23 protein-coding genes are annotated in these 20,933 nt (G+C 43.9%); 19 read left to right on the top strand and 4 right to left on the bottom strand.

The features are described from left to right. Nucleotides 1–13 precede the first annotated feature (13 nt). The 14 genes from J2Z37_RS16855 (at nt 14) to aroA (ending at nt 13,439) form a co-directional block, all read left to right on the top strand. Complete coding sequence (locus tag J2Z37_RS16855; RefSeq protein WP_209811465.1) at nt 14–328, top strand: hypothetical protein; 315 nt, start codon at nt 14–16, stop codon at nt 326–328. An 80-nt stretch (nt 329–408) separates the two neighbouring features. Next, nucleotides 409–579: a hypothetical protein gene (locus J2Z37_RS16850; protein ID WP_209811464.1), complete on the top strand. Its 171-nt coding sequence runs from the start codon at nt 409–411 to the stop codon at nt 577–579. A 131-nt stretch (nt 580–710) separates the two neighbouring features. Further along, nucleotides 711–1,874 (top strand): chorismate synthase, encoded by a 1,164-nt coding sequence (gene aroC, locus J2Z37_RS16845; RefSeq protein WP_209811463.1) that lies wholly within the window; start codon nt 711–713, stop codon nt 1,872–1,874. Then, the gene (gene aroB / locus J2Z37_RS16840) at nt 1,874–2,977 is read left to right on the top strand and encodes a 3-dehydroquinate synthase (protein ID WP_209811462.1); all 1,104 of its coding nucleotides are present in this window, start codon (nt 1,874–1,876) and stop codon (nt 2,975–2,977) included. Before aroC ends, aroB begins: the two co-directional genes overlap by 1 nt. A gap of 2 nt (nt 2,978–2,979) precedes the next feature. Further along, nucleotides 2,980–3,354, top strand: a complete 375-nt coding sequence (gene aroH / locus J2Z37_RS16835; protein WP_209811564.1) for a chorismate mutase — start codon at nt 2,980–2,982, stop codon at nt 3,352–3,354. A 292-nt stretch (nt 3,355–3,646) separates the two neighbouring features. Then, the gene (gene trpE / locus J2Z37_RS16830) at nt 3,647–5,188 is read left to right on the top strand and encodes an anthranilate synthase component I (protein ID WP_209811461.1); all 1,542 of its coding nucleotides are present in this window, start codon (nt 3,647–3,649) and stop codon (nt 5,186–5,188) included. After that, the gene (trpD, locus tag J2Z37_RS16825) at nt 5,166–6,191 is read left to right on the top strand and encodes an anthranilate phosphoribosyltransferase (RefSeq protein ID WP_209811460.1); all 1,026 of its coding nucleotides are present in this window, start codon (nt 5,166–5,168) and stop codon (nt 6,189–6,191) included. Before trpE ends, trpD begins: the two co-directional genes overlap by 23 nt. Continuing rightward, nucleotides 6,181–6,960 carry an indole-3-glycerol phosphate synthase TrpC gene (trpC, locus tag J2Z37_RS16820; RefSeq protein ID WP_209811459.1) on the top strand — a complete coding sequence of 260 codons (780 nt, stop codon included), beginning with the start codon at nt 6,181–6,183 and terminating at the stop codon, nt 6,958–6,960. The genes trpD and trpC overlap by 11 nt, the downstream gene beginning before the upstream one ends. Continuing rightward, nucleotides 6,957–7,616 carry a phosphoribosylanthranilate isomerase gene (locus J2Z37_RS16815; protein ID WP_209811458.1) on the top strand — a complete coding sequence of 220 codons (660 nt, stop codon included), beginning with the start codon at nt 6,957–6,959 and terminating at the stop codon, nt 7,614–7,616. The genes trpC and J2Z37_RS16815 overlap by 4 nt, the downstream gene beginning before the upstream one ends. Continuing rightward, nucleotides 7,600–8,787 carry a tryptophan synthase subunit beta gene (gene trpB / locus J2Z37_RS16810; RefSeq protein ID WP_209811457.1) on the top strand — a complete coding sequence of 396 codons (1,188 nt, stop codon included), beginning with the start codon at nt 7,600–7,602 and terminating at the stop codon, nt 8,785–8,787. Before J2Z37_RS16815 ends, trpB begins: the two co-directional genes overlap by 17 nt. Nucleotides 8,788–8,893: 106 nt before the next feature. Next, nucleotides 8,894–9,724, top strand: coding sequence for a tryptophan synthase subunit alpha (gene trpA / locus J2Z37_RS16805; protein WP_209811456.1), 831 nt, complete (start codon nt 8,894–8,896; stop codon nt 9,722–9,724). A 180-nt stretch (nt 9,725–9,904) separates the two neighbouring features. Continuing rightward, nucleotides 9,905–10,999 (top strand): histidinol-phosphate transaminase, encoded by a 1,095-nt coding sequence (gene hisC / locus J2Z37_RS16800; RefSeq protein WP_209811455.1) that lies wholly within the window; start codon nt 9,905–9,907, stop codon nt 10,997–10,999. Next, nucleotides 11,000–12,097, top strand: a complete 1,098-nt coding sequence (locus tag J2Z37_RS16795) for a prephenate dehydrogenase (protein ID WP_209811563.1) — start codon at nt 11,000–11,002, stop codon at nt 12,095–12,097. A 58-nt stretch (nt 12,098–12,155) separates the two neighbouring features. Beyond that, nucleotides 12,156–13,439: a 3-phosphoshikimate 1-carboxyvinyltransferase gene (gene aroA, locus J2Z37_RS16790; RefSeq protein WP_209811454.1), complete on the top strand. Its 1,284-nt coding sequence runs from the start codon at nt 12,156–12,158 to the stop codon at nt 13,437–13,439. Between the two features lie 47 nt (nt 13,440–13,486). On the opposite strand, the gene J2Z37_RS16785 is transcribed toward aroA, so the two are convergent. Next, complete coding sequence (locus J2Z37_RS16785) at nt 13,487–13,582, bottom strand: YjcZ family sporulation protein (RefSeq protein WP_209811453.1); 96 nt, start codon at nt 13,580–13,582, stop codon at nt 13,487–13,489. Between the two features lie 304 nt (nt 13,583–13,886). Between J2Z37_RS16785 and J2Z37_RS16780 the strand changes: the two genes are divergently transcribed. Further along, on the top strand, nt 13,887–14,453 hold the full coding sequence (locus J2Z37_RS16780) for a hypothetical protein (protein WP_209811452.1): 567 nt from the start codon (nt 13,887–13,889) through the stop codon (nt 14,451–14,453). 1 nt (nt 14,454) lies between these two features. On the opposite strand, the gene J2Z37_RS16775 is transcribed toward J2Z37_RS16780, so the two are convergent. The 3 genes from J2Z37_RS16775 to J2Z37_RS16765 are packed head-to-tail and all read right to left on the bottom strand — an operon-like array spanning nt 14,455 to nt 17,780. Further along, nucleotides 14,455–15,864 (bottom strand): sensor histidine kinase, encoded by a 1,410-nt coding sequence (locus tag J2Z37_RS16775; RefSeq protein WP_209811451.1) that lies wholly within the window; start codon nt 15,862–15,864, stop codon nt 14,455–14,457. Nucleotide 15,865: 1 nt separating this feature from the next. Then, complete coding sequence (locus J2Z37_RS16770) at nt 15,866–16,549, bottom strand: response regulator transcription factor (RefSeq protein ID WP_209811450.1); 684 nt, start codon at nt 16,547–16,549, stop codon at nt 15,866–15,868. 55 nt (nt 16,550–16,604) lie between these two features. Continuing rightward, the gene (locus J2Z37_RS16765) at nt 16,605–17,780 is read right to left on the bottom strand and encodes a trypsin-like peptidase domain-containing protein (protein WP_209811449.1); all 1,176 of its coding nucleotides are present in this window, start codon (nt 17,778–17,780) and stop codon (nt 16,605–16,607) included. Nucleotides 17,781–18,033: 253 nt separating this feature from the next. Between J2Z37_RS16765 and J2Z37_RS16760 the strand changes: the two genes are divergently transcribed. From J2Z37_RS16760 to J2Z37_RS16745, 4 genes are all read left to right on the top strand, one after another. Beyond that, nucleotides 18,034–18,576, top strand: coding sequence for a hypothetical protein (locus J2Z37_RS16760; protein ID WP_209811448.1), 543 nt, complete (start codon nt 18,034–18,036; stop codon nt 18,574–18,576). 9 nt (nt 18,577–18,585) lie between these two features. Further along, nucleotides 18,586–19,512 carry a hypothetical protein gene (locus tag J2Z37_RS16755; protein ID WP_209811447.1) on the top strand — a complete coding sequence of 309 codons (927 nt, stop codon included), beginning with the start codon at nt 18,586–18,588 and terminating at the stop codon, nt 19,510–19,512. Between the two features lie 164 nt (nt 19,513–19,676). Further along, a complete protein-coding gene (locus tag J2Z37_RS16750) occupies nt 19,677–20,273 on the top strand; it encodes an RNA polymerase sigma factor (protein WP_209811446.1) in 597 nt (198 codons plus the stop codon). Further along, on the top strand, nt 20,270–20,905 hold the full coding sequence (locus tag J2Z37_RS16745; protein ID WP_209811445.1) for an anti-sigma factor family protein: 636 nt from the start codon (nt 20,270–20,272) through the stop codon (nt 20,903–20,905). The genes J2Z37_RS16750 and J2Z37_RS16745 overlap by 4 nt, the downstream gene beginning before the upstream one ends. Nucleotides 20,906–20,933: the final 28 nt, after the last annotated feature.

The raw sequence follows: 20,933 nt of genomic DNA, 5'->3' as shown, positions 1-20,933 counted from the left end.
AGGGGGAGAAGCCGTGCTTTTCAAGTTTCTATTAATTACTTTAATGTGTTATACATTTTATAAGCATGGGACGAAATTTATGTTGAAAGCCCGCCTTTTTTCCGATGCAAGGGCTGATTTGGCGGGATATGGGATGTTTCTCATAGCTGGTACAATTTTAGGGAACTTTATTGGCATTATTGCGGCTTCGTATTATACTCCAGGTCAAACACTATTTGCTATTTGCAGTAGTACATTGTCCTCCATCCTGATAGGAGAACTATTCTACCATTACAACAAAAAATTGATTCGCAGGATTCCTACCGTACAGGAAAGAAAGAACTGTTAAATGTTCACAGCTCCTTTATGTATATATTTCCAGCCATTCCCCAAAAATAGGGATAACAGGGAAAATAAAGGAGGGATAAAATGGACAAACGGAAGGTCATTGAAGCTTATTATCGCGGACTGCTGACGACGGATGAATGTGCCCAGGTCCTAGGGACAAACCAAGAGCAGATCGCGGAGATGTTAATAGATTCTAAACCAGAAATATCGCTAGGCCGGGGATTTTCCGCCTATCAAACAGAGCAAGCATAAGCAAATGAAAAAGTCCCAAGACGGGACTTTTTCTCCTTAGAAAATCACCCGTCTTGGTATTTACACTATCATTTTATTGAATGCTATAATATAATATCACTTAAAAGCGTTAAAGGGTGGAGGAAGAACAGATGAGATATTTAACTGCTGGTGAATCACATGGTCCACAATTGACGGCCATTATTGAAGGGTTGCCAAGCAATGTGCCTATTTCCATTGATAAAATAAATGAACAGTTACGCCGTAGACAAAAGGGTCATGGACGTGGACGTCGGATGCAAATCGAAACAGACCAAGTGAAAATCGTGAGTGGCGTTCGCCATGGTTTTACAACGGGAGCTCCGGTTTGCCTTGTTGTGGAGAATAAGGACTGGACACATTGGCAGCATATTATGGGCCCAGAACCCTGGGATGGGGAAGATGAAGTAAAGCGACAAGTTACTCGCCCGCGCCCAGGACATGCTGATCTAAACGGGGCATTAAAATATAATCAGCAGGATATGAGAAATATCTTGGAGCGTTCCAGTGCGAGAGAAACAGCGGTCCGCGTAGCGGTTGGTGCTGTCGCGAGACAATTACTGGAACAATTCGAAATAGATTTGGGCAGTCATGTCAAAAGAATTGGTGAAGTGGAAGCAAAAGAGGTTTCCGTTCCGCTTTCCGAATTGAAGCAAATTACAGAAGACTCCCCGGTTAGATGTTTAGACTCCGAGGCTGCTCAGAAAATGATGGATCTAATTGACAAGGCAAAAGAGGACGGCGACTCCTTAGGAGGTATTGTTGAGGTAATTGCTGAAGGAGTTCCGATTGGGTTAGGAAGCCATGTACAGTGGGATCGGAAGCTTGATGGCCGATTAGCACAGGCTGTGATGAGTATACAAGCCTTTAAGGGTGTTGAAATCGGTATCGGATTTGAAGCGGCAGCAAAACCTGGTTCACAAGTTCACGATGAAATCATCTGGACGGAGGAGACAGGGTTCTCCCGTCGCACAAACCGTGCAGGCGGCCTGGAAGGCGGAATGACAACCGGCATGCCGATTGTTGTGCGCGGTGTCATGAAGCCCATCCCAACCTTGTACAAGCCTTTGCAAAGTGTCGATTTACAAACAAAGGAGCCGTTTACCGCTTCCATTGAACGCTCGGATAGCTGTGCTGTGCCAGCAGCCGCTGTTGTTGTTGAAACTGTAGTGGCGATTGAATTGGCGAGAGCTATGTGCGAAACATTCCATAGCGATAACCTGGAGCAAATGAAGCAAAGTGTACAACAATATAAAGAATACTTGGAGAGCAGATAATGGAGCAGCTACTTGTCGATCTAAAAGAACGCAGCTATCCCATTCTTATAGGAAATGGAATTTTCCCGCTGCTTCCGGAAGAACTGGAGAAGCGGGGGATTTCAACCGATCGCAAGTTGTTTATTGTGACCGATGATCGAGTTGCTCCCCACTATTTGAATAAGGTTCTCGATATTTTGCAGTCCAAGGGATACTCTTGCTCCTACCATATTGTCCCTGCCGGAGAAAAGGCAAAAACGTTGGCGCAGCTTGAAGAAGTGACTACCTCCGCGTTAAAGGCCGGAATGGATCGGAAATCTGTGTTTTTGGCTTTAGGCGGGGGAGTGGTTGGTGATTTAGGGGGATTTTGTGCGGCTACCTATATGCGCGGGGTACCCTTCGTGCAAATTCCTACAACACTTTTGGCTCATGACAGCAGCGTAGGCGGTAAGGTAGCGGTTAACCACCCAGTAGGAAAGAATATGATTGGTGCATTCCATCAACCAAGTCTAGTCTTTTATGATACGGAAACTCTCCAAACCCTTCCTTCGCGGGAGATTTATGCCGGGTTTGCGGAGGTTGTAAAGCATGGATTGATTTGGAGCAAGGAATTTACCGATTGGTTGGACAAGCATGCCGAAAATCTATTAAACTTGCAATCGCCTTATATTGAACAAGCCATCCATCAAGGATGTTTAATCAAGTCACAGGTTGTCTCAGAAGATGAAACAGAGAAAGGGCGACGGGCGATCCTCAACCTAGGCCATACCTTTGGCCATGCGATGGAGTCCTTAAGTCACTACGGACAGCTGATACACGGAGAAGCTGTGGCGATTGGGATGGTTGCCGCTTCTTTGTTGGCTGAACGGATAGGTCTGGTTGACAATTCATTGGGGGTTTCCCAAAGGACGATAGACATTCTAAAGAAATTTAAGCTTCCCGTTCGCCTGGCCGATCATTTTGATCCCATGGAAATGCTGGCAGCGATGAAACATGACAAAAAAACCTCAGGTGGACAATTGGTTTTTGTCCTGCCTAAAAATATCGGATCCGTTGAGATCGTAAAAGGAATAGCTGATGACCAGGTGATAGAAACGTTGAAAATCTTAAAAGAGGTGAATTGATGGTGGGAGTAAGGGGGATCCGTGGGGCGATAACTGTCTCCGAAAATAACTCAGAGGAAATATTACAGGCAACAAGGGAACTGGCTGATCAAATCATCGAGCAAAACCAGATCACACCAGATCAAGTAGCGGCAATTTTCATTACCGTTACACATGATTTGAATGCGGATTTCCCGGCGAAAGCGATTAGAGCGATTCGAAACTGGGAACTAGTTCCATTAATGTGCTCCAATGAAATGCCAGTACCCGGAAGTCTTGAGAAATGTATTCGTATTATGATGTTAGTAAACACTGATCAACCAATCGATGGAATCCGGCATGTGTTTCTGCGTGAAGCAAAAAGACTTCGACCTGATTTAGTCTCAAGGAATTCCTAAGGATCTCAGGTTTCTTATTGACACATGTATTGAACTGTAATAAACTAAGAAAAATGAAGTTAGCTTATGAGTTTGTTTGAGAAGAGCAGAGACTGAAGAGAAGAGTTGAGTTGAGGAAGCAGAGTCTGATATGTATTTAGTGGTGATCATCATTAGGTCATCGTCTATTTTTCATATTCAGCCCAGGGCATCCCTGGGCTTTTATTGTTTTATTAGCAAACAGACTGCTATTAAAAATAAATAGAAACCTCAATTTCCTTCTCTCCAGAAAAATAAGGAGAGGTGGCCCGCCGTGTATTATCCTTCCCAAGAGCAAGCCATGGGGCTTGCCGAGCATTATAATTTTATTCCTATTCGTATGGCATTTATGGCTGATCAGGAGACCCCGATTAGCATTTACCAAAAACTGCGTAGAAATCAATCCTTCTTGCTAGAGAGCGTAGAAGGCGGAAGTAGATGGGCAAGATATTCGTTTATCGGTATTGACCCGATGATGATTATGGAGGCAAAGAAAGACAAGATTACAATCACTAAGAGAAACGGTGAAAAGCTTCATAAGAAAGGGAATGCGATTGAATATCTTCGTGAAGAAATGGCCAGGTACAGCAGTCCAGTGCAGGCTGATCTGCCCCGGTTTTCCGGTGGCGCGGTAGGTTACTTCGGATTCGATATCCTCCATTACTATGAAGACCTCCCAACAGCGAAACAAAATGACTTAGAGATGCAAGATATTAAATTTATGTTCACCGATCTTGTTATTGCATTTGACCATTTAAAGCAAGAGGTTCAGGTCATTAGCCATCTACATATTGAAGAAGGGGATGATCAATCGGCTATTAGCGAAAAATACCAAGCCTGCTGCGCGAAAATTCGTCAATTGGCGATCATGATCCACCAAACGAAAGATCAGGCCCGAGAACTCTACATTTTACCTCAGGATCAGGATGAGATTCCATTGGATGTAACTTCAAATTTAACCAAGCAGGAATTTATAGAAATGGTAGAGAAAGCAAAGGATTATATTACCGCAGGTGATATTTTCCAGGTCGTGCTCTCCCAGCGGTTTGAGGTGGCTGAACCCGCAGAACCATTCGATGTCTATCGCGTTCTCCGTTCTTTAAATCCTTCGCCATATATGTATTTTTTACAGTTTACTGATCAGGAAATCGTTGTAGGAACATCGCCTGAGCTACTTGTCCGGGTTGAGGATGGTAGAATCGAAAATCGTCCTATTGCCGGTACAAGAAAAAGAGGGAAAAACGCACAAGAAGATGAAACATTAAAACGGGATTTGCTAGCCGATGAGAAGGAAAGAGCGGAGCATCATATGCTGGTTGACCTTGGTCGCAATGACCTAGGGAGGGTGTCCAAATTTGGTTCTGTGCAAGTCGAGCAATTAATGGAAGTTGAAATGTATTCCCATGTGATGCATATCGTTTCCCATGTGTCAGGCGGGCTAGAAGAAGATAAAGATGCATTTGATGCATTGATATCCTGTTTTCCAGCAGGAACGGTCAGCGGCGCACCCAAATTGCGGGCGATGGAGATCATTGCCGAATTAGAACCGATGGCAAGAAATGCCTATGCTGGCGCAATTGGCTATTTAAGTTTTTCTGGAAATATGGATTCCTGTATTACGATACGGACGATTACTTATTTGAATGGAAAAGCCTACATTCAAGCGGGTGCCGGGATTGTTGCAGATTCAGTGCCAGAAAAGGAATTTGAAGAGACAGAGAATAAAGCGAAGGCAATGCTTAAGGCAATTCAAGCAGCCAAGCAAATTCGGAGACTAGAGGAGGATGATGAGCATGTTTCAAGCGCTATTAAATAAGGTGGTTGAAGGGAAACATTTGAGCAGAGAAGAGTCTATCGACGCCATGAATTTGGTGATGAATGGGGAGGTATTGTCTTCCCAGTTGGCCAGTTTTTTAACTGCACTACGGATGAAGGGTGAAACGGTTGATGAAATTACAGGTTTTGCCTTAGTGATGAGGGAAAAGGCAGCAAGAGTGAATATTCCGGCAGAGAACCTGATTGACACTTGTGGAACAGGTGGCGATGGGGGGAAGACCTTTAATATATCGACAGCCTCGGCGATCGTTGCCGCGGCAGGTGGCGCACGCGTGGCAAAGCACGGAAACCGCGCTGTTTCCAGTAAAAGTGGGAGTGCCGATGTGCTGGAAAAACTGGGAGTCGCTATTACTCTTGGGGAAAGTGAAACAGAAAGATGTTTGTTGGAAACCAATCTTTGCTTCATGTTCGCACCGCTTTATCATCAGGCCATGAAGCATGCTGTTGGGACCCGTAAAGAAATTGGTTTTCGCACCGTCTTCAATTTACTTGGTCCGCTAACGAATCCAGCGCGGGCAGATCGGCAAATTATAGGAGTGTACGATCCGGAATTAGTCGAGAAGGTCGCTTTTGTTCTACGCGAAATTGGACTGAAACGCTGCCTCGTAGTTTGCGGTGATGATGGTTTAGACGAAATTAGCGTGTCCGCTCCAACAAACATCGTAGAGTTAAGAGACGGGGATATTCAAAGCTATCGTCTGACACCAGAAGAGTTGGGATTAAATCGACATGCCTTGGAAGAAGTGTCTGGTGGTAAAGCAGAAATAAATGCACAGATTATCCGCAATGTATTCAGTGGAGAAAAAGGAGCAAACCGTGAGATTGTGCTTGCCAATACCGCCGCAGCTCTCTATGTTGCTGATCAATGTGGGTCCCTTCATGAAGGTGTAAAGCTGGCTGCCGATCTGATTGACCAAGGGTTAGCGAATAGGAAGCTTGAACAGCTGATTGAAGTGACAGGAGGACTTATTCGTGCTTCATAAAATTGTAGAACAGAAGAAGAAGGAAATCGAACAATTAAAAGATCGGTTAAATACGCAAGAATTGGAAATACTTCTGGCCTCAGCGCCAACGCCGAGACCCTTTATGAACAATCTGCTGAACAGTCATCGCTCTGTTAGCGTGATCGCCGAAGTGAAAAAGGCATCCCCATCGAAGGGGCTGATTCGCCCTGATTTTGATCCTCTCCGCATTGCCGACGCGTACATGAGTGCTGGGGTGGATGCGATGTCTGTATTGACAGATGAGGTCTTTTTTCAGGGTAGCAAGGAATACCTAGAGCAAATTCGCCAGTTTTCCAACGTTCCATTGCTTCGCAAGGATTTCATCATTGATCCCTTGCAAGTTTACGAAGCCAGATCACTTGGTGCGGATTGCATTCTTTTAATTGCTGCCATCCTCACCAAGGAGCAGCTGCAAAGCCTGTCCGAGCAGGCTAAGGAGCTTGGGATGGATACTTTGCTTGAGGTTCACAATCAAGAGGAAATTGAAAAGGTTTTGTCTTCAACGAACCCTAGCATGATTGGAATTAATAATCGAAATCTAAAAAACTTTGAAACGCGTCTTGAAACGACGGAAAAACTGATACAGTATGTCCCAGCTTCCATTCCTGTCATTAGTGAGAGTGGCATTCATTCTCGTAAGGACATCGAGTATTTGCAATCTATAGGAGTTCGAGCGGTTTTGGTAGGAGAGTATTTCATGAGACAGGCGGATGTTTCGCTTGCCGTAACGGATTTGGTGGGCAGATGAGTCAACTAAGCAAACTTATCAAACTGTGTGGATTTCGCGATCCGGCCAGTGTTGCACAGCTTGATCCGGAGAAGGTGGACATGGTTGGATTTATCTTTGCACCAAGCAAAAGGCAGGTTCAGCTGAAGGATTTTCCCGCGCTGCAGGAAGCGGTTCCAGCAGGCTTGAAAAAAGTTGGGGTGTTCGTAAATCCAACGGAAGAGGAGCTGGATGCTGTGTTTCAGCTAGGGAAATTGGATATCGTTCAACTGCACGGTGGAGAATCAGCGTCATTCTGCAAAGAGGTCAAGCAAAACTATGCAGTCGAAGTCATCAAAGCGATTCCGGTTGGTTCGGACCTAGCGGGAAAAATGGAACAATATGCCGAGGTGATTGATTACCTGCTTCTCGATACCTACGAACCGACGGTTGCTGGTGGCACTGGGAAGACTTTCCAGTGGGAACAGATTCCCAAGTTTTATACTTGGTGTGAGCAATATAAGGTAAAATTGTTGGTAGCGGGCGGAATCCATGCAGAAAATGTCTGTTCTTTAATTGAATCCTGGCCGTTGCATGGCGTTGATGTTTCGAGCGGAATTGAAACAAACGGAGTAAAAGATATAGGTAAGATAGAGCTATTTTTGGAGAGGGTGGAGAACAATGGGAATCGTACCTGACCAGTATGGGCGATTTGGACAATTTGGTGGAAAATACGTACCGGAAACGTTAATGAATGCGATCGAAGAATTGGAAATCGCCTTTCATGAAGCAAAGGAGGATCCAAAATTTCAGGCAGAGTTGGAAAGCCTTTATAAGTATTATTCTGGAAGGGCGACTCCCCTTTATTTTGCGGAGAACCTCACACGGCATTTAGGAGGAGCAAAGATCTACCTGAAAAGGGAGGATCTCAACCATACGGGGGCTCACAAGTTAAATAATGCCTTAGCCCAAGGACTTTTGGCCAAACGCATGGGAAAGAAAAAGATCATTGCTGAAACAGGGGCAGGACAGCACGGTGTAGCGTCCGCAACAGTGGCCGCAAAACTGGGTTTAGAGTGTAAGGTGTTTATGGGTGAGGAGGATATTCGCAGACAGCAGCTGAATGTTTTTCGCATGCAATTGTTAGGTGCTGAAGTGATTCCTGTCCATTCCGGTACAAAGACATTGAAGGATGCTACCAATGAAGCCATCCGTTATTGGGTGAGTCACGTAGATGATACGTTTTACCTAATTGGTTCTGTTGTTGGTCCACATCCCTACCCGATGATGGTCCGCGATTTTCAAAGAATTATTGGGGATGAAACCAAAGCACAAATCCTCGAGCAGGAAGGCCGTCTGCCTGATACGGTGGTCGCCTGTGTAGGGGGCGGAAGCAATGCGATGGGAATGTTTTACCCTTTTATCCAGGATCATGATGTGCAATTAATTGGTGTAGAGGCAGCGGGACATGGCGTGGATACGGATATGCATGCTGCAACCTTTGCCAAAGGGAAAAAAGGTGTTATTCACGGTGCTTTAACCTACTTACTGCAGGACGAATGGGGGCAAATTACGGAACCCTATTCGATATCAGCTGGATTGGATTATCCGGGGGTAGGTCCTGAACATGCTTATCTTAAGGAATCAGGACGAGCCAGTTACCACCCGATCACAGACCAGGAAGCGCTTGAGGCCTTGCAGTTGCTGTGTACGACAGAGGGGATTATCCCTGCTTTAGAAAGTGCGCATGCGGTTGCCGAAGTGTTAAAATTGGCACCAAGTTTACCATCCGACCATTTGTTAGTTGTTTGTTTGTCGGGCCGTGGAGATAAAGATGTGGAAGCAATCCAGGGCTATCTAACGAAATAGAGGACTAATAGCGGAAGAATTCCGGTTAAACCGTCTAGAAATGAGATTCAAGTAAAAATGGCCGGAGTTTTTACAGATAATCAATCTAGGTATTCTTGGAGAGGAGATGATAAGCGTGATAGCTGTAAGAGAACAGGAAATAGAAAAGAAATTTCAATCACGCACTACGCCTTTATTTATTCCATTTATTACAGCGGGGGACCCCTCACTAGAGGCGACAGTAAAAATTGCTTTGGCCTTAGAGCAGGCAGGTGCGGATATTTTAGAATTGGGTGTACCTTATTCTGACCCGTTAGCAGACGGACCGACCATTCAAGGCGCATCGGCAAGAGCTTTGCGTAATGGCGTGAACATCGAAACGTGCGTTCGTCTGGCCGGTCAAATGAGAGAACAAGGACTGACGATTCCGGTTATATTGTTTACCTATTATAATCCAGTTCTTCAGTACGGGATAGAATCGCTGTTTCAATTGATGAGGAAACAGGGGGTAGATGGTATTCTTATACCAGACCTGCCAGTCGAAGAGAGCGGTGAGGTCATAGCTCTTTCCAAACAATACTCGATCCCGCTGATTTCCCTTGTTGCGCCAACATCGAAACAGCGAATCCGAAAGATTGCCGAACAAGCCGAAGGATTTATTTATTGTGTGTCATCACTCGGTGTAACTGGGACAAGGAATCAATTATCAGATGGTGTCGAAGACTTTTTAAAGGAAGTGCGTGCAAATTCCAAGGTTCCAATCGCTGTAGGATTCGGAATTTCTACACCGGAACAGATGCAGCAGCTTGCCCCCTTTGCTGATGGTTTGATTGTAGGAAGTGCGCTTGTGAAGACAATTGAGGCCAACAGCGAACTATTGCAGAACGCCGATACAGCGGAAAAGGGGCTAGAAAACATAAAAAGATTTGTACAAAACTTGAAATGTGGAGTAAGATAAAGAAAACTTCCATCAGGAGGGGGGATGAATATCCCTCTCTGGTGGTTAGTTGTACTAATCCGACATTTACGGGCAGTTATCCCCCACTTAACCTACTTTTCTCAGGTGTTAGACCCCTTAGTGGAGGTGTACTGCCCGTTATGTCGAATAAAAGGAAAATTGCTCTAGGAGTGGATTTTAATGTTGCCAAAAAAGCAAATCGTAGATTTACCAGTTTACCAACCAGGAAAACCAATTGAAGAAGTAAAAAGAGAGCTTGGTTTAGACTCGATCATCAAACTTGCTTCCAATGAAAATCCATTTGGCAGTTCTCCCGAGGTTCAGCCAGCAATCCTTAAGGAATTGAGTCAATTAGCTATATATCCGGATGGGGCTGCCATGGAATTGCGTGAGGCTGTTTCTTCTTTTCTTGATGTAAAGGGAGAACAGTTAGTCTTTGGTAATGGTTCGGACGAGCTGTGCATGTTGACCTCAAGGGCTTATCTGCAGCCAGGAACCAATACAGTAATGGCTGTTCCTACTTTCTCGGTTTATAAAACAACAGCGACCGTTGAAGGGGCCGAGGTCATCGAAGTTCCCCTTAAAGATGGTGTTCATGATCTCCCAGCGATGCTTGAAAAGATCGATGAGAATACTCGAATAGTCTGGGTGTGCAATCCAAACAACCCTTCGGGAACAATTAATTCAAAAGATGAAGTCGTTTCTTTCTTAAAACAAGTCCCAGAAACCACTTTAGTCGTATTGGACGAGGCCTATTGTGAATATGTAACAAACGATGCGTATCCGAATTCCTTATCCTTGTTGCCAGATTTCCCCAATGTTTTAATCCTAAGAACCTTCTCCAAAATATATGGTTTGGCAGCATTGCGGATTGGCTATGGTGTTGCAGACCCGGCGATTATAGACAAACTAAATCGTGTAAGAGAACCGTTTAATACAAGTCGGATTGCTCAGGCAGCAGCGATTGCGGCCTTAAAAGATCAAGAATTTGTAAAGAAATGCAGAGAAGAAAATGCCAAAGGTCGTGAACAGTTCTACAAAGCATTTGATGAGATGGGACTCTCCTATTACCCTTCTGAGGGGAATTTTGTTTTAGTTGACACCGGAAAAAATGGCAATGACATCTTTAACGCCCTATTACGCAAAGGAGTTATCGTTCGCTCAGGTGTTGCCCTAGGTTTCCCTACAGGAATTCGTGTGACTGTTGGCAGTACTGAACAGAATGATACCTTTATCGGAGCCTTCCGCGAGGTATTAGAAGGTCGTGGGGTGTAAATAGTGAAGCGTGTAGCGATTTTGGGAGTGGGATTAATTGGCGGCTCCCTGGCCCTCTCGATGAAAGATAAGGATGTTGAAATTATTGGCTTTGATATTTATGAAGAAAATTTACAAAAGGCCCTTGCTTTAAGTGTAATTGACAAGGGCACGGTTGATTTAGCTGAAGCTGTTAAAGAGGCTGATTTTATCTTTCTCTCTTCACCCGTAGGAAAGCTCTTTGAGTTGATTTCGTTTTTGCGATATACCTCACTCAAGCCGGGTGCGATTATTTCTGATACAGGAAGTACGAAGGGATCCATTTTTGAGTGGACACGAGATTTTCAAAAAAAGAATGTGTATTTCATTGGCGGTCATCCAATGGCTGGCTCGCATAAAACCGGGATTGAGGCAGCACATGATCGTTTATTTGAAAATGCTTATTATGTATTAACCCCCGATAGCTCCATTCCGCAAGAGGTTGTCCAATCCTTAAGAGATCTATTGACCTGCACAAAGGCAAGGATTGTTGTCCTTGATCCTGCGGAACATGACCGGGTTGTTGGTGCAATTAGCCATTTTCCACATATTATTGCGGCTACCCTAGTAAAGCAAGTCGGTGAGTATAATGAACATTCTCCATGGTACCACCGGCTGGCAGCTGGCGGATTCCGCGATATTACGCGGATTGCCTCCAGTAACCCGATTATGTGGCGGGACATTCTCCTGCATAATCGCAAGGTTATGCTGGAGCTCGCGGAAGACTGGCGGAATGTGTTCGACGAAATTATAAATTTTGTCAAAGAGGCGGACGCAGATAAGATAGAAACCTTCTTTCGGGAAGCGCGAGACTTCCGCGATCAACTTCCAGAACGCAAAAAGGGTGCGATTGCCCCACTGTACGATTTATATATTGATGTCCCTGATATTCCGGGAATTATCGGTAAAATTACGACACTATTGGGTGAAAAAGATATCAGTATTACCAATATAAGAATTATGGAAATTCGTGAAGATATTATGGGCGTCCTGTTAACCACGTTTCGAAATGAAGAGGATATGGAGAAAGCCCGCGTCGTGTTAACGGAAGAAGGATATCGTGTTTATTCACGGGAATAATTGCTGTCGTGTTTCACGTGTATTCGTTTAAGGCAGTAAAGATGGAGGGAACACAAGAATGCTGAAAGTGACAAAAGCCAGTACAATTTCTGGAAGTATAACCGTACCTGGTGACAAGTCGATCTCCCATCGGGCTGTTATGTTCAGTTCGCTTGCGGAAGGAAAGACGGTCATTTCCGGTTTTTTACCTGGTGCCGATTGCCTAAGTACGATAAGCTGTTTTAAGAAAATGGGAGTTAATATTGAGCAAAATGGGGACCAGGTTGTTGTGGAAAGTGGTGGCCTTGATCAACTAGAAGAACCTCATGAGGTTCTTGATGTAGGGAACTCTGGAACAACGATCCGTCTCATTTCGGGAATTCTGTCGGGACTGCCGTTTCACTCTACTCTTGTAGGAGATGAATCGATTGCTAAACGTCCGATGAAGCGCGTCGTTACCCCTTTACGTCAAATGGGGGCGAAAATCGATGGCCGCCAGGGAGGGGAATATACACCGCTGTCGATTCGAGGTGGACAACTCCAAGGGATCGAATATCATTCTTCTGTGGCCAGTGCACAGGTAAAGTCAGCAATTCTCTTGGCTGGGCTGCGTGCTGAAGGAACCACAACGGTGTATGAACCACATTTATCCCGCGACCATACGGAACGGATGCTGTCTTCCTTTGGGGTTGAGGTTCAATCTTTTCTTGGTGGAGTTTCGATTCGTGGCGGGCAGCTGCTCGTCCAGCCGAAACAGATTCAAGTGCCTGGTGATATCTCGTCTGCGGCCTTTTTTCTAGCCGCTGCTGCGATGATTCCTGGCGGGTCTCTAACCATTAAAAATGTAGGAATCAATCCAACAAGGACTGGAATGATTGATGTGCTTCGGGAGATGGGGGCAGACCTTGAATTGAAGCAGGAGAGGGTTTGGAATGGGGAACCTGTGGCTGACCTCGTTGTGCGCTATTCCGCATTAAAAGGGATAGAAATAGGTGGGGCAATTATTCCCCGTTTAATCGATGAAATCCCAATCATTGCCGTATTGGCTACCCAAGCAGAAGGGCGGACTATTATCAAGGATGCCGAGGAATTAAAGGTGAAGGAAACGAACCGGATTGATGCCATGGTTTCTGAATTAAGAAAAATGGGCGCAAAAATTGAAGCTACCGAAGATGGAATGATTATTGAAGGTGGAGCAAAGATGTATGGAGCTGAATGCATCAGTTATGGAGATCATCGAATTGCCATGGCGATGGCCATTGCGGGTATAGTTTCCGAGGGGGAAACGATTATCCAGGGCGATGATGCGATTTATGTTTCTTTCCCTGGATTTGATGACACCTTAAAGCAGATTCTTAAATAGAAAAAAGCCCTAATTGTTAGTTAGGGCTTTTTTCTTTGTTCTGCTGATTAATCGTCACCAGCACCAACAATAACTAGCAGGATGAAAAGAACAAGGATGATCAGGAACCCTTCATCGTTAAAAATTCCGCTCCAAGAACTCATATGTCTTCCTCCTTTTGATGTTTTAGTTCCTAACGAACAATACATACTACGCACACCTCTATGGATTGGTATGGGCATACGCCCTGGGCACTCGCCCGAATTTCGGGGAGACGGAAAGCATAGTGGAGAAATTTCCGTCACTTAAGAAAACGCTATTCGAGCTAAACTTCCCGGTTCAGTTCGCCCAAGTTCAAGGGAAATAGGTTATCGCCTATACACGTTCGCCCGTGTAGCAATATCATGTAAGAGGAATTGTTTAATTTTAATGTCTCGTGAAGTTATTTATCAAAAGGAGTGTATAGCGTTGAAGAAAAAGGAATTTAAGATGCAACTGGCAACAAACCCCATTCTGTACCAGTGGGTGAAGGAGAATCAAATGTGGTTAAAAAACAAGCCGGAGACACTATTGTACTTGATGCAGCATCCGGATGGCCTGCGATATTTTAAACCGGGGCAGTCTGTTGATAATGAAAAGATCGCGAGGAATGCTCATTTATTTATGAGCCAAATGATTCAAGAACGAAATCAAAAAAAGGAAAAGAAAAAGGCGGAGCCTAAAGAGAAGAAGGAGCCTTCAACAACGAAGAAAAAAGGGTTGTTTGATGGCTTGAAGAACATGTTTCCACAATTTGCGCCTCCAGCTGTTTTGCCTACCCAGATGAAGTTTCCCACGTTGAAGCCACCGGCTCGGTTTATGCCGGGCAGCAGACAAGCGGGAAATGCTTTACCTGCTGCTAAACCGACAAAACAACAGCTTCGATTACCAAAAATAAAGGTCAACCGTAGGAAAATGATGGATACGCTAAGTCAAACGACAGAGATGCTCGATGTTGTCGCAGCGCTAATGGGAAAAATATCAAATATCAAATAAACTAGATCCTTGGAAGGGTTACACTAACCTTTGTTCCTTGATCGAGTATACTTTGAATCTCAATCGTACCCCCGTGTTTTTCTACTACCCATTTTGCAATCGACAAACCAAGACCCGTTCCGGGGAATTTTCTTGCATTGGCTCCCCGATGGAAGCGACGGAATACAAGATCTAACTCTTCTGTGGGGATCCCAACACCTGTATCCTGTACAGTAAAGATGACATTTTGTTCTGTCGTGGTAAAATGGAGCCCGACGGAACCCACCTTTGTGTATTTAAATGCATTTTCGAAAAGAATCAAAAAAACTTGCTGTAAAAAGTCTCGATTTCCCCGGATGCTTACCCCTTCCAATTGTGCAAGCGGGTCATGGAGAAACGGCACCGTATCTGTTGAGAGCAGGGTTACCTGGTTGATCCATTCACTTACCCAATCTTTTAATTCGATCTCTTCCATTTGCATTTTATATCCAGCATCAGCCCGTGCCAGAGCCAGGAGATTGTGAATCATTCGGGAAACCCGCTCGATTTCCTCGATGATGTCTTCCATCGCGTCCATGGATAGTTCGCCTTTTTCCAGATAGAGCATCCTTAAAAATTCCATATTTCCCCGGATGGATGTCAAGGGTGTTCGCAGCTCGTGGCTTGCATCGGCGACAAATCGGCGCTGTGTTTCGTAGGATTCTTCCAATTCGCGATACATGGTTTCAATTTTTTCCATCATGGAATTGATTTGACCTGATAGCAAGCCAATCTCATCCATTGGCCCTTGATACGAAATTCTCCGTTCCAAGCGTCCCTCTTTTTCGATTTCTTTTGTCGTTTGGATTATTTTGTGAATTGGATTTAAGGATTTCCCTGCTAAAAACCAGCCAATGATTGCTGAAAAAGTAGCAGTCAAGACAGCCCCGATTGCAAGCAGCCATTGCAGGTTGGTCATTGAGCGTTGAATGTTCTTCAGCGAACCGGCGACTTCTAGTACTCCGATCAATTTTTCTCCCGAGATTAAAGGGAGATAGTAAATTCTAAACTGATAACCGTGAACCTGGGATGTTTCATAGTAGTCCTTATTTTGCCGAATCTCTTCAATCGCTCTCTTGCTTATTGGAAGTGTTTGATTTCCCAATGAATTAGAACGTGAAAGGACATTGCCTTTCGGATCCACAATTTGCAAAAGGATTTCTGGGGATGAAAAAACATCGATATTCGGCAGGACAAGGCTTTGAATCGGAAAGGGGTAAATATCGATTAGCTTGATCGAATGGTGGACCTCAATCGCCCTTTCACTTAGATGGTTGTCAATCTGGTTCATCTCACGATGGGTAAAAAACAAATATATAAAAGTACAAAATAGAGTAATGATGATGAGAAAAACTCCACTATACCATAAAGCTAGCTTCAATCGTATGGGCATATTAAGGCCCCTCCCGCAATACATAACCAAGTCCGCGAACCGTTTGAATTACCCTGGAATGCCCCCCAGTTTCTAACTTAGAACGCAAGGTGGCAATATACACTTCAATAACATTTGATTCCCCGCTGTAATCATACCCCCATACCTGGTTCAGAATCTGCTCTTTAGAAAGAACCTTGTTAGGGTTAAGGAGAAAGTACTCCAGTAGTTCAAATTCTTTTCCTCTTAAATCTATCTTTTTCCCACCCCGAGTACATTCCCGACTGTTTAGATTGAGAGTGACGTCATGATAGGTTAAGGATTCTGTCTTTTCAGCAGCAGAGGCTCTACGCCGAAGATGGGCACGAACTCTGGCAAGCAATTCTCCTAGCGCAAAGGGTTTGACTACGTAATCATCGGCGCCTAGGTCTAGGCCTTTCACCCTGTCTTCAATTTCATCTTTTGCTGTTAGCATAAGAATTGGAATCGGAGAATACGAACGAATCTCCTGACAGATTTGCCAACCATTCAATCCTGGTAGCATAATATCCAAGATAACGAGACTAAAGGAATTCTCGTGAATGGCAATCAACGCATCTTCGCCACTATGAACCACTGTCACGACATACCCTTCATATTCAAGGGCACGTTTTAGCATCGTGGCAATTTTATGATCATCATCTACCACCAAAATGGTTTTCTTCACTCATTTCACCTTCCCGAAAATAGTCCCAGGCTACGGTGCCTGAGACTATCTGGTGCTATTCCTTACTATTATAGTTTTTTTCCCCGATAATTACAGTGACCGTTTCAAATTTTCCATTTCGATACAGTAAAAACTGATGTTTCTCTCCGACTTTACTCTTTCCAACCATTTCTACGAGCTGATCAGCGCTCTTCACCTTCTGTTTATCTATCTCTACAACGATATCCCCCTGTTGGAAACCAGCCTTTTCTGCAGGGCTTCCATTTGCAACATAACCAATCACTGCCCCTTCACTCATGTCAATCCCAAAGTACTTTTGCAATTCAGGAGTTAGATCCTGAAGGGAGACACCAAGCCAAGGACGAGATACTTTGCCTTTATGGATTAAGTCATCAAGCACTTCTTGCACAGTATTGATCGGAATGGCAAAGCCGATCCCTTGAGCTTCAGCATTAATCGCGGTATTAATTCCGATAACTTCTCCTTGAAGGTTTAATAATGGTCCACCGCTGTTCCCTGGATTAATGGAAGCATCAGTTTGTAAGAGGTTTTTGAACCGGGCTTCCCCAATGTTCAATGGACGTTCTTTGGCACTGATCACTCCAACCGTTACTGTATGATCCAACCCATAAGGATTACCAATGGCCACAGACCAATCACCTACGCGGATTAGATCTGAATTACCAAGCTTCAGTGTTGGAAGATCTTCTTTTGCCGTAATTTTAAGCACAGCTAGATCCAGTTCAGGATCGCTTCCAATTACCTTTGCATCGTATTTTTCTTTAGTCCCCGTTACATTCACTTTAATTGTGTCGGCAGCTTCGATGACGTGATTGTTTGTTACGATATATCCGTCTTTACTGATAATAAAACCGGACCCTAAACTTTGTTTCTTTTGCTGCCCTTGTGGGAAAGGATCACCTCCGAAAAATTGTCGGAAGAAGAGATCTCTTTCTGACATGGTTCCTTTTTCAACCGACTCCGTTTCAATTTTTACGACAGCGGGTCCCGCTTCATCGACCATTTTCGCGATCACGTTTGTGTCTTTTTGTTCTAATAATGATGCCTGTTGAATAGATGTATTTTGGGAAGTAGTTGCTTTTGCTGAAACAGATTCTTTCGCTGGGTTAAAGTAAGTGGCATTATCGACCCCCAGCCAAAAAGCTCCTGTAAGCAATGATCCAGCGAGAAATGAAACAGCGACTGTTTTTATTGTTTTTGATCCTGACATATATGATTCCTCCTCACGTGCTAATCAGATTAATTTCTTTGTTATCTTTATTTAACCCCTTGTTTCTTAAATTTAGCTTAAAAAAAAATGACAAAAAGTATGATCCCCATAGAAAGCTTGTCATCTTTTCAACCGGACAAACATATCCTTTTAGAAAAAGCAATGCGACAAAAATTGCAAAAAGTGAATGCAATGGTTGGAGTTCGGTTGGTTTTCGTAATACCTGAGACGCGGATGAAGGGAAGGAGAAAACTTGCAACGTTCACTCATCTACTTGGTTATGTCGATAGGTGTAATCACTGCTTTAGTAGTCATTAAGCTTTGGGTCATCCCATTTTCTTTATGGCATTTATTTCCACAGAATGATTTGGTTTCACGTTTATATGAGGTGTTTATCATGGCAATAGGGGGCATGACGTTTCTTTCTTTTATTGTTCTAGGTTACATAGGCAAAAATACCTTTCATTTTGGATTTTTGCATCATCTTATGCTCCACTTTCTACTTCAATTGCCTTTTGCCTTTTTTGCTTTCTTAGAAGAATTATCGTTAACAACATCACATCTGAATGGGTTAATGATTTTTTCCAATAGTTGGTCCGGGTTAATCGCTGAACCTACACGTTTAATTTTTATGGTTTATCCGTGGACGGACATCTTTGCTCTTGTCGCTAGCTTTGTTTTCCTATCTATTGGCAGGTCCATTGAGATCGTTGACGAGGACCAGGTAACCAATCAACGTATGAGGCTAAAACAGCAACATAAATGGGCAGGAAAAAAAGAAACTTACTCGAGGTAGGAGGAATATATGACGACATTAATTAAAGGTGGCAGTTTAGTCTATGGATCTGGAATTAAACGTGAGGACATACTCCTTTCGGGCGGTGTCATCGCGGAGATAAGAGAGAGTATTCCAGAACGCGAAGGGATGCAGGTGGTCGATGCCAGTTCCTTTTATGTGCTGCCAGGGTTTATCGCATCCGTCAAGGCAGGGGATGAGGATATAGCGATTCAGTCTGGGATTACTACCCAAATCAAAGAGTGCAGCATTGAAAGGTTGAAGGAACAGTTTGAAACGAAATCTTTCGTGACGGATGGACAAGCAGATTTTGTATATCAGGTGAGCCTTTCTAACTTGTCTAAAGAGTCTTTAGAGTGGCTTGGAAGAAGATCTGTGAAAGTGATTTCTTTGGGGCAGTTTCCAATCCATTGGCGGGACCTCATTCCAAGACTTCAACGTCTTGGTTTCATTTTTCATCTTGAGTCGCCGGATCGAAGCCTATTAAATGAAGTTCCGCTTCCATTTATTGTTCCTTACAGTAAAATGAAGTCAACGATACGGAAACGGACTATATTACATATCACTCCCGCTGAAAAATTGATCTGGCAGAAAAAAATGAGTCAACTTGATCCATACGTTATAGAATCTTACTGGTTCGATGGTTTTCCCTGTCCAACTCCATCATCATGGAAATCAACTGATGAATGGATGATGTTGGTCAAAACTATGGCTCAAATCCCGGCAAAGTTATTCGGTGTGTATCCCCGCAAAGGTTCTTTGGCGCTTGGAGCGGATGCTGACTTATTGTTTTTTTCCAAAGATCGTCAGTCCACACATGCACAGGGAATGATTCCAAGTAAGGTTTTAGTACGGGGAGTGACGCATGATGGGGAAAATCCAGCATTGATAGGGAGGTTTCTTCCTGCGAATCAGACCTATGCATTTTCTTTCTAGTCCTCCAAAAATCCTTAAATTCCAAGAAGGAAATCGACAGGATTTGACGAATAGCTTGTATATATGAGTTTTATTTTATTTTTTCCTGTAACCTTTTTGTAGTCTTCCTCGTCAGAAGTGATGAGCAGAATTTATTAGCTAGAAAGTTCAGGGGGTAGGAAAAGATGTTAACTGATTCACAGCTTATAAGAGAGATTAAAGATGGGCGTGTGGAGTGCTATGCCGAGCTGATTAAACGCTATGAAAAAAGAATTCTTGCATTCATTGTACATATGTTGAATAATACAAATTTGGATCATATAGCTGAAGATCTATGTCAGGAGACATTTTATAAGGCCTACCGTAGTCTTCATTCCTTCCGCGATGTGGAAGCCTCTTTCTCAACTTGGCTTTACACCATCGCTAGAAATTCGGTATTAAGCGAATTACGTAAGAGTAGAAACTCTGAGATCTATTTGGAAGACAGTAAGGTCGATCCAACAGCAACCTGGGAAAGGCTGCCTGAGTATGAACTGTTGCGCAGCGAAAGGGAAAAGCTGGTTCGATTGGCAATCGAGAATTTACCGGAAAAACAACGTTTTGCCATCATATTGAGAGAATATGAGGATAAGGATTATAAAGAGATAGCCGATGTTCTCAATTCTACGGTCAGTTCCGTCAAATCACTTCTGTTTAGAGCCCGTAGCAGCATAAAAAGTCAACTAGAATCCTACATTTCAGATGCTAGAATGGAAGAAGTGAAAGGGATGAGCAGTCCATGAAATGCATAGATGTGTCAAACTTAATGTCCGCGTATGTAGACGAGAAGTTACCTGACACCTTAATGAGAAAAATAAAGTTTCATATTGGGATCTGCGAAGAATGTCGTATGGAGTATAACATCTGGAAGGAGAGCAGCGAATTTTTTCGCGATCAAACCATATCGTTTCCTACACAGGACAGGGATGATTATGCATCCGCCGTTACTTCGGTTATGGAGAGGATTGTGAAAGAGGAAAAATGGGCGCTGCCTATAACCAGGAACCTCTTTCATATACCCTCATCCATGAAACGGTGGCTTACGTCAGTCTCTGTCCTTTTTTTACTCGTTTTCGGGGTGATGATGTTTGGCGGTTTCGGTTTCGGGGCCCCTGGAACCGATTCGAAAACAGACAATGGGGAATGGCACGAAATCGCCTCTTCGGAAATAATCATGTCTATGGACCAATTACAGGCATCCCCGACATCCGATATCGGTAAGAGCAACCTAAGATACAAAGTGATTGCCAGTCTAGGTGATCCCCTTGATTTTCGCCATATGACTGTGATTCCTACAGGAAATATGGGTTTAATCGCGGGATTCTTTGGTATAATGGTTACCGTAGTGAGCATGAGTTGGCTTTCCCGATCGTAGGGAGGCATGCACATACTTGAATAGAACG

It is taken from the genome of Ammoniphilus resinae (assembly GCF_017873965.1).
In the GTDB taxonomy this organism is placed as follows: domain Bacteria; phylum Bacillota; class Bacilli; order Aneurinibacillales; family RAOX-1; genus Ammoniphilus_A; species Ammoniphilus_A resinae.
The sequence above is the reverse complement of the archived record's forward strand: the minus strand, read 5'-3'. Positions and strand labels throughout refer to the sequence as shown.

Bases quoted from the DNA above. Each gene is read 5' to 3' on its own strand.
- J2Z37_RS16745 (WP_209811445.1), top strand. From the start codon at position 20,270: ATGAAATGCATAGATGTGTCAAACTTAATGTCCGCGTATGTAGACGAG.
- trpB (WP_209811457.1), top strand. From the start codon at position 7,600: ATGGGAATCGTACCTGACCAGTATGGGCGATTTGGACAATTTGGTGGA.
- J2Z37_RS16850 (WP_209811464.1), top strand. From the start codon at position 409: ATGGACAAACGGAAGGTCATTGAAGCTTATTATCGCGGACTGCTGACG.
- aroB (WP_209811462.1), top strand. From the start codon at position 1,874: ATGGAGCAGCTACTTGTCGATCTAAAAGAACGCAGCTATCCCATTCTT.
- J2Z37_RS16785 (WP_209811453.1), bottom strand. From the start codon at position 13,582: ATGAGTTCTTGGAGCGGAATTTTTAACGATGAAGGGTTCCTGATCATC.
- trpA (WP_209811456.1), top strand. From the start codon at position 8,894: ATGATAAGCGTGATAGCTGTAAGAGAACAGGAAATAGAAAAGAAATTT.
- aroC (WP_209811463.1), top strand. From the start codon at position 711: ATGAGATATTTAACTGCTGGTGAATCACATGGTCCACAATTGACGGCC.
- aroA (WP_209811454.1), top strand. From the start codon at position 12,156: ATGCTGAAAGTGACAAAAGCCAGTACAATTTCTGGAAGTATAACCGTA.
- hisC (WP_209811455.1), top strand. From the start codon at position 9,905: ATGTTGCCAAAAAAGCAAATCGTAGATTTACCAGTTTACCAACCAGGA.
- J2Z37_RS16755 (WP_209811447.1), top strand. From the start codon at position 18,586: ATGACGACATTAATTAAAGGTGGCAGTTTAGTCTATGGATCTGGAATT.
- J2Z37_RS16765 (WP_209811449.1), bottom strand. From the start codon at position 17,780: ATGTCAGGATCAAAAACAATAAAAACAGTCGCTGTTTCATTTCTCGCT.
- J2Z37_RS16775 (WP_209811451.1), bottom strand. From the start codon at position 15,864: ATGCCCATACGATTGAAGCTAGCTTTATGGTATAGTGGAGTTTTTCTC.
- J2Z37_RS16750 (WP_209811446.1), top strand. From the start codon at position 19,677: ATGTTAACTGATTCACAGCTTATAAGAGAGATTAAAGATGGGCGTGTG.
- J2Z37_RS16815 (WP_209811458.1), top strand. From the start codon at position 6,957: ATGAGTCAACTAAGCAAACTTATCAAACTGTGTGGATTTCGCGATCCG.
- trpD (WP_209811460.1), top strand. From the start codon at position 5,166: ATGTTTCAAGCGCTATTAAATAAGGTGGTTGAAGGGAAACATTTGAGC.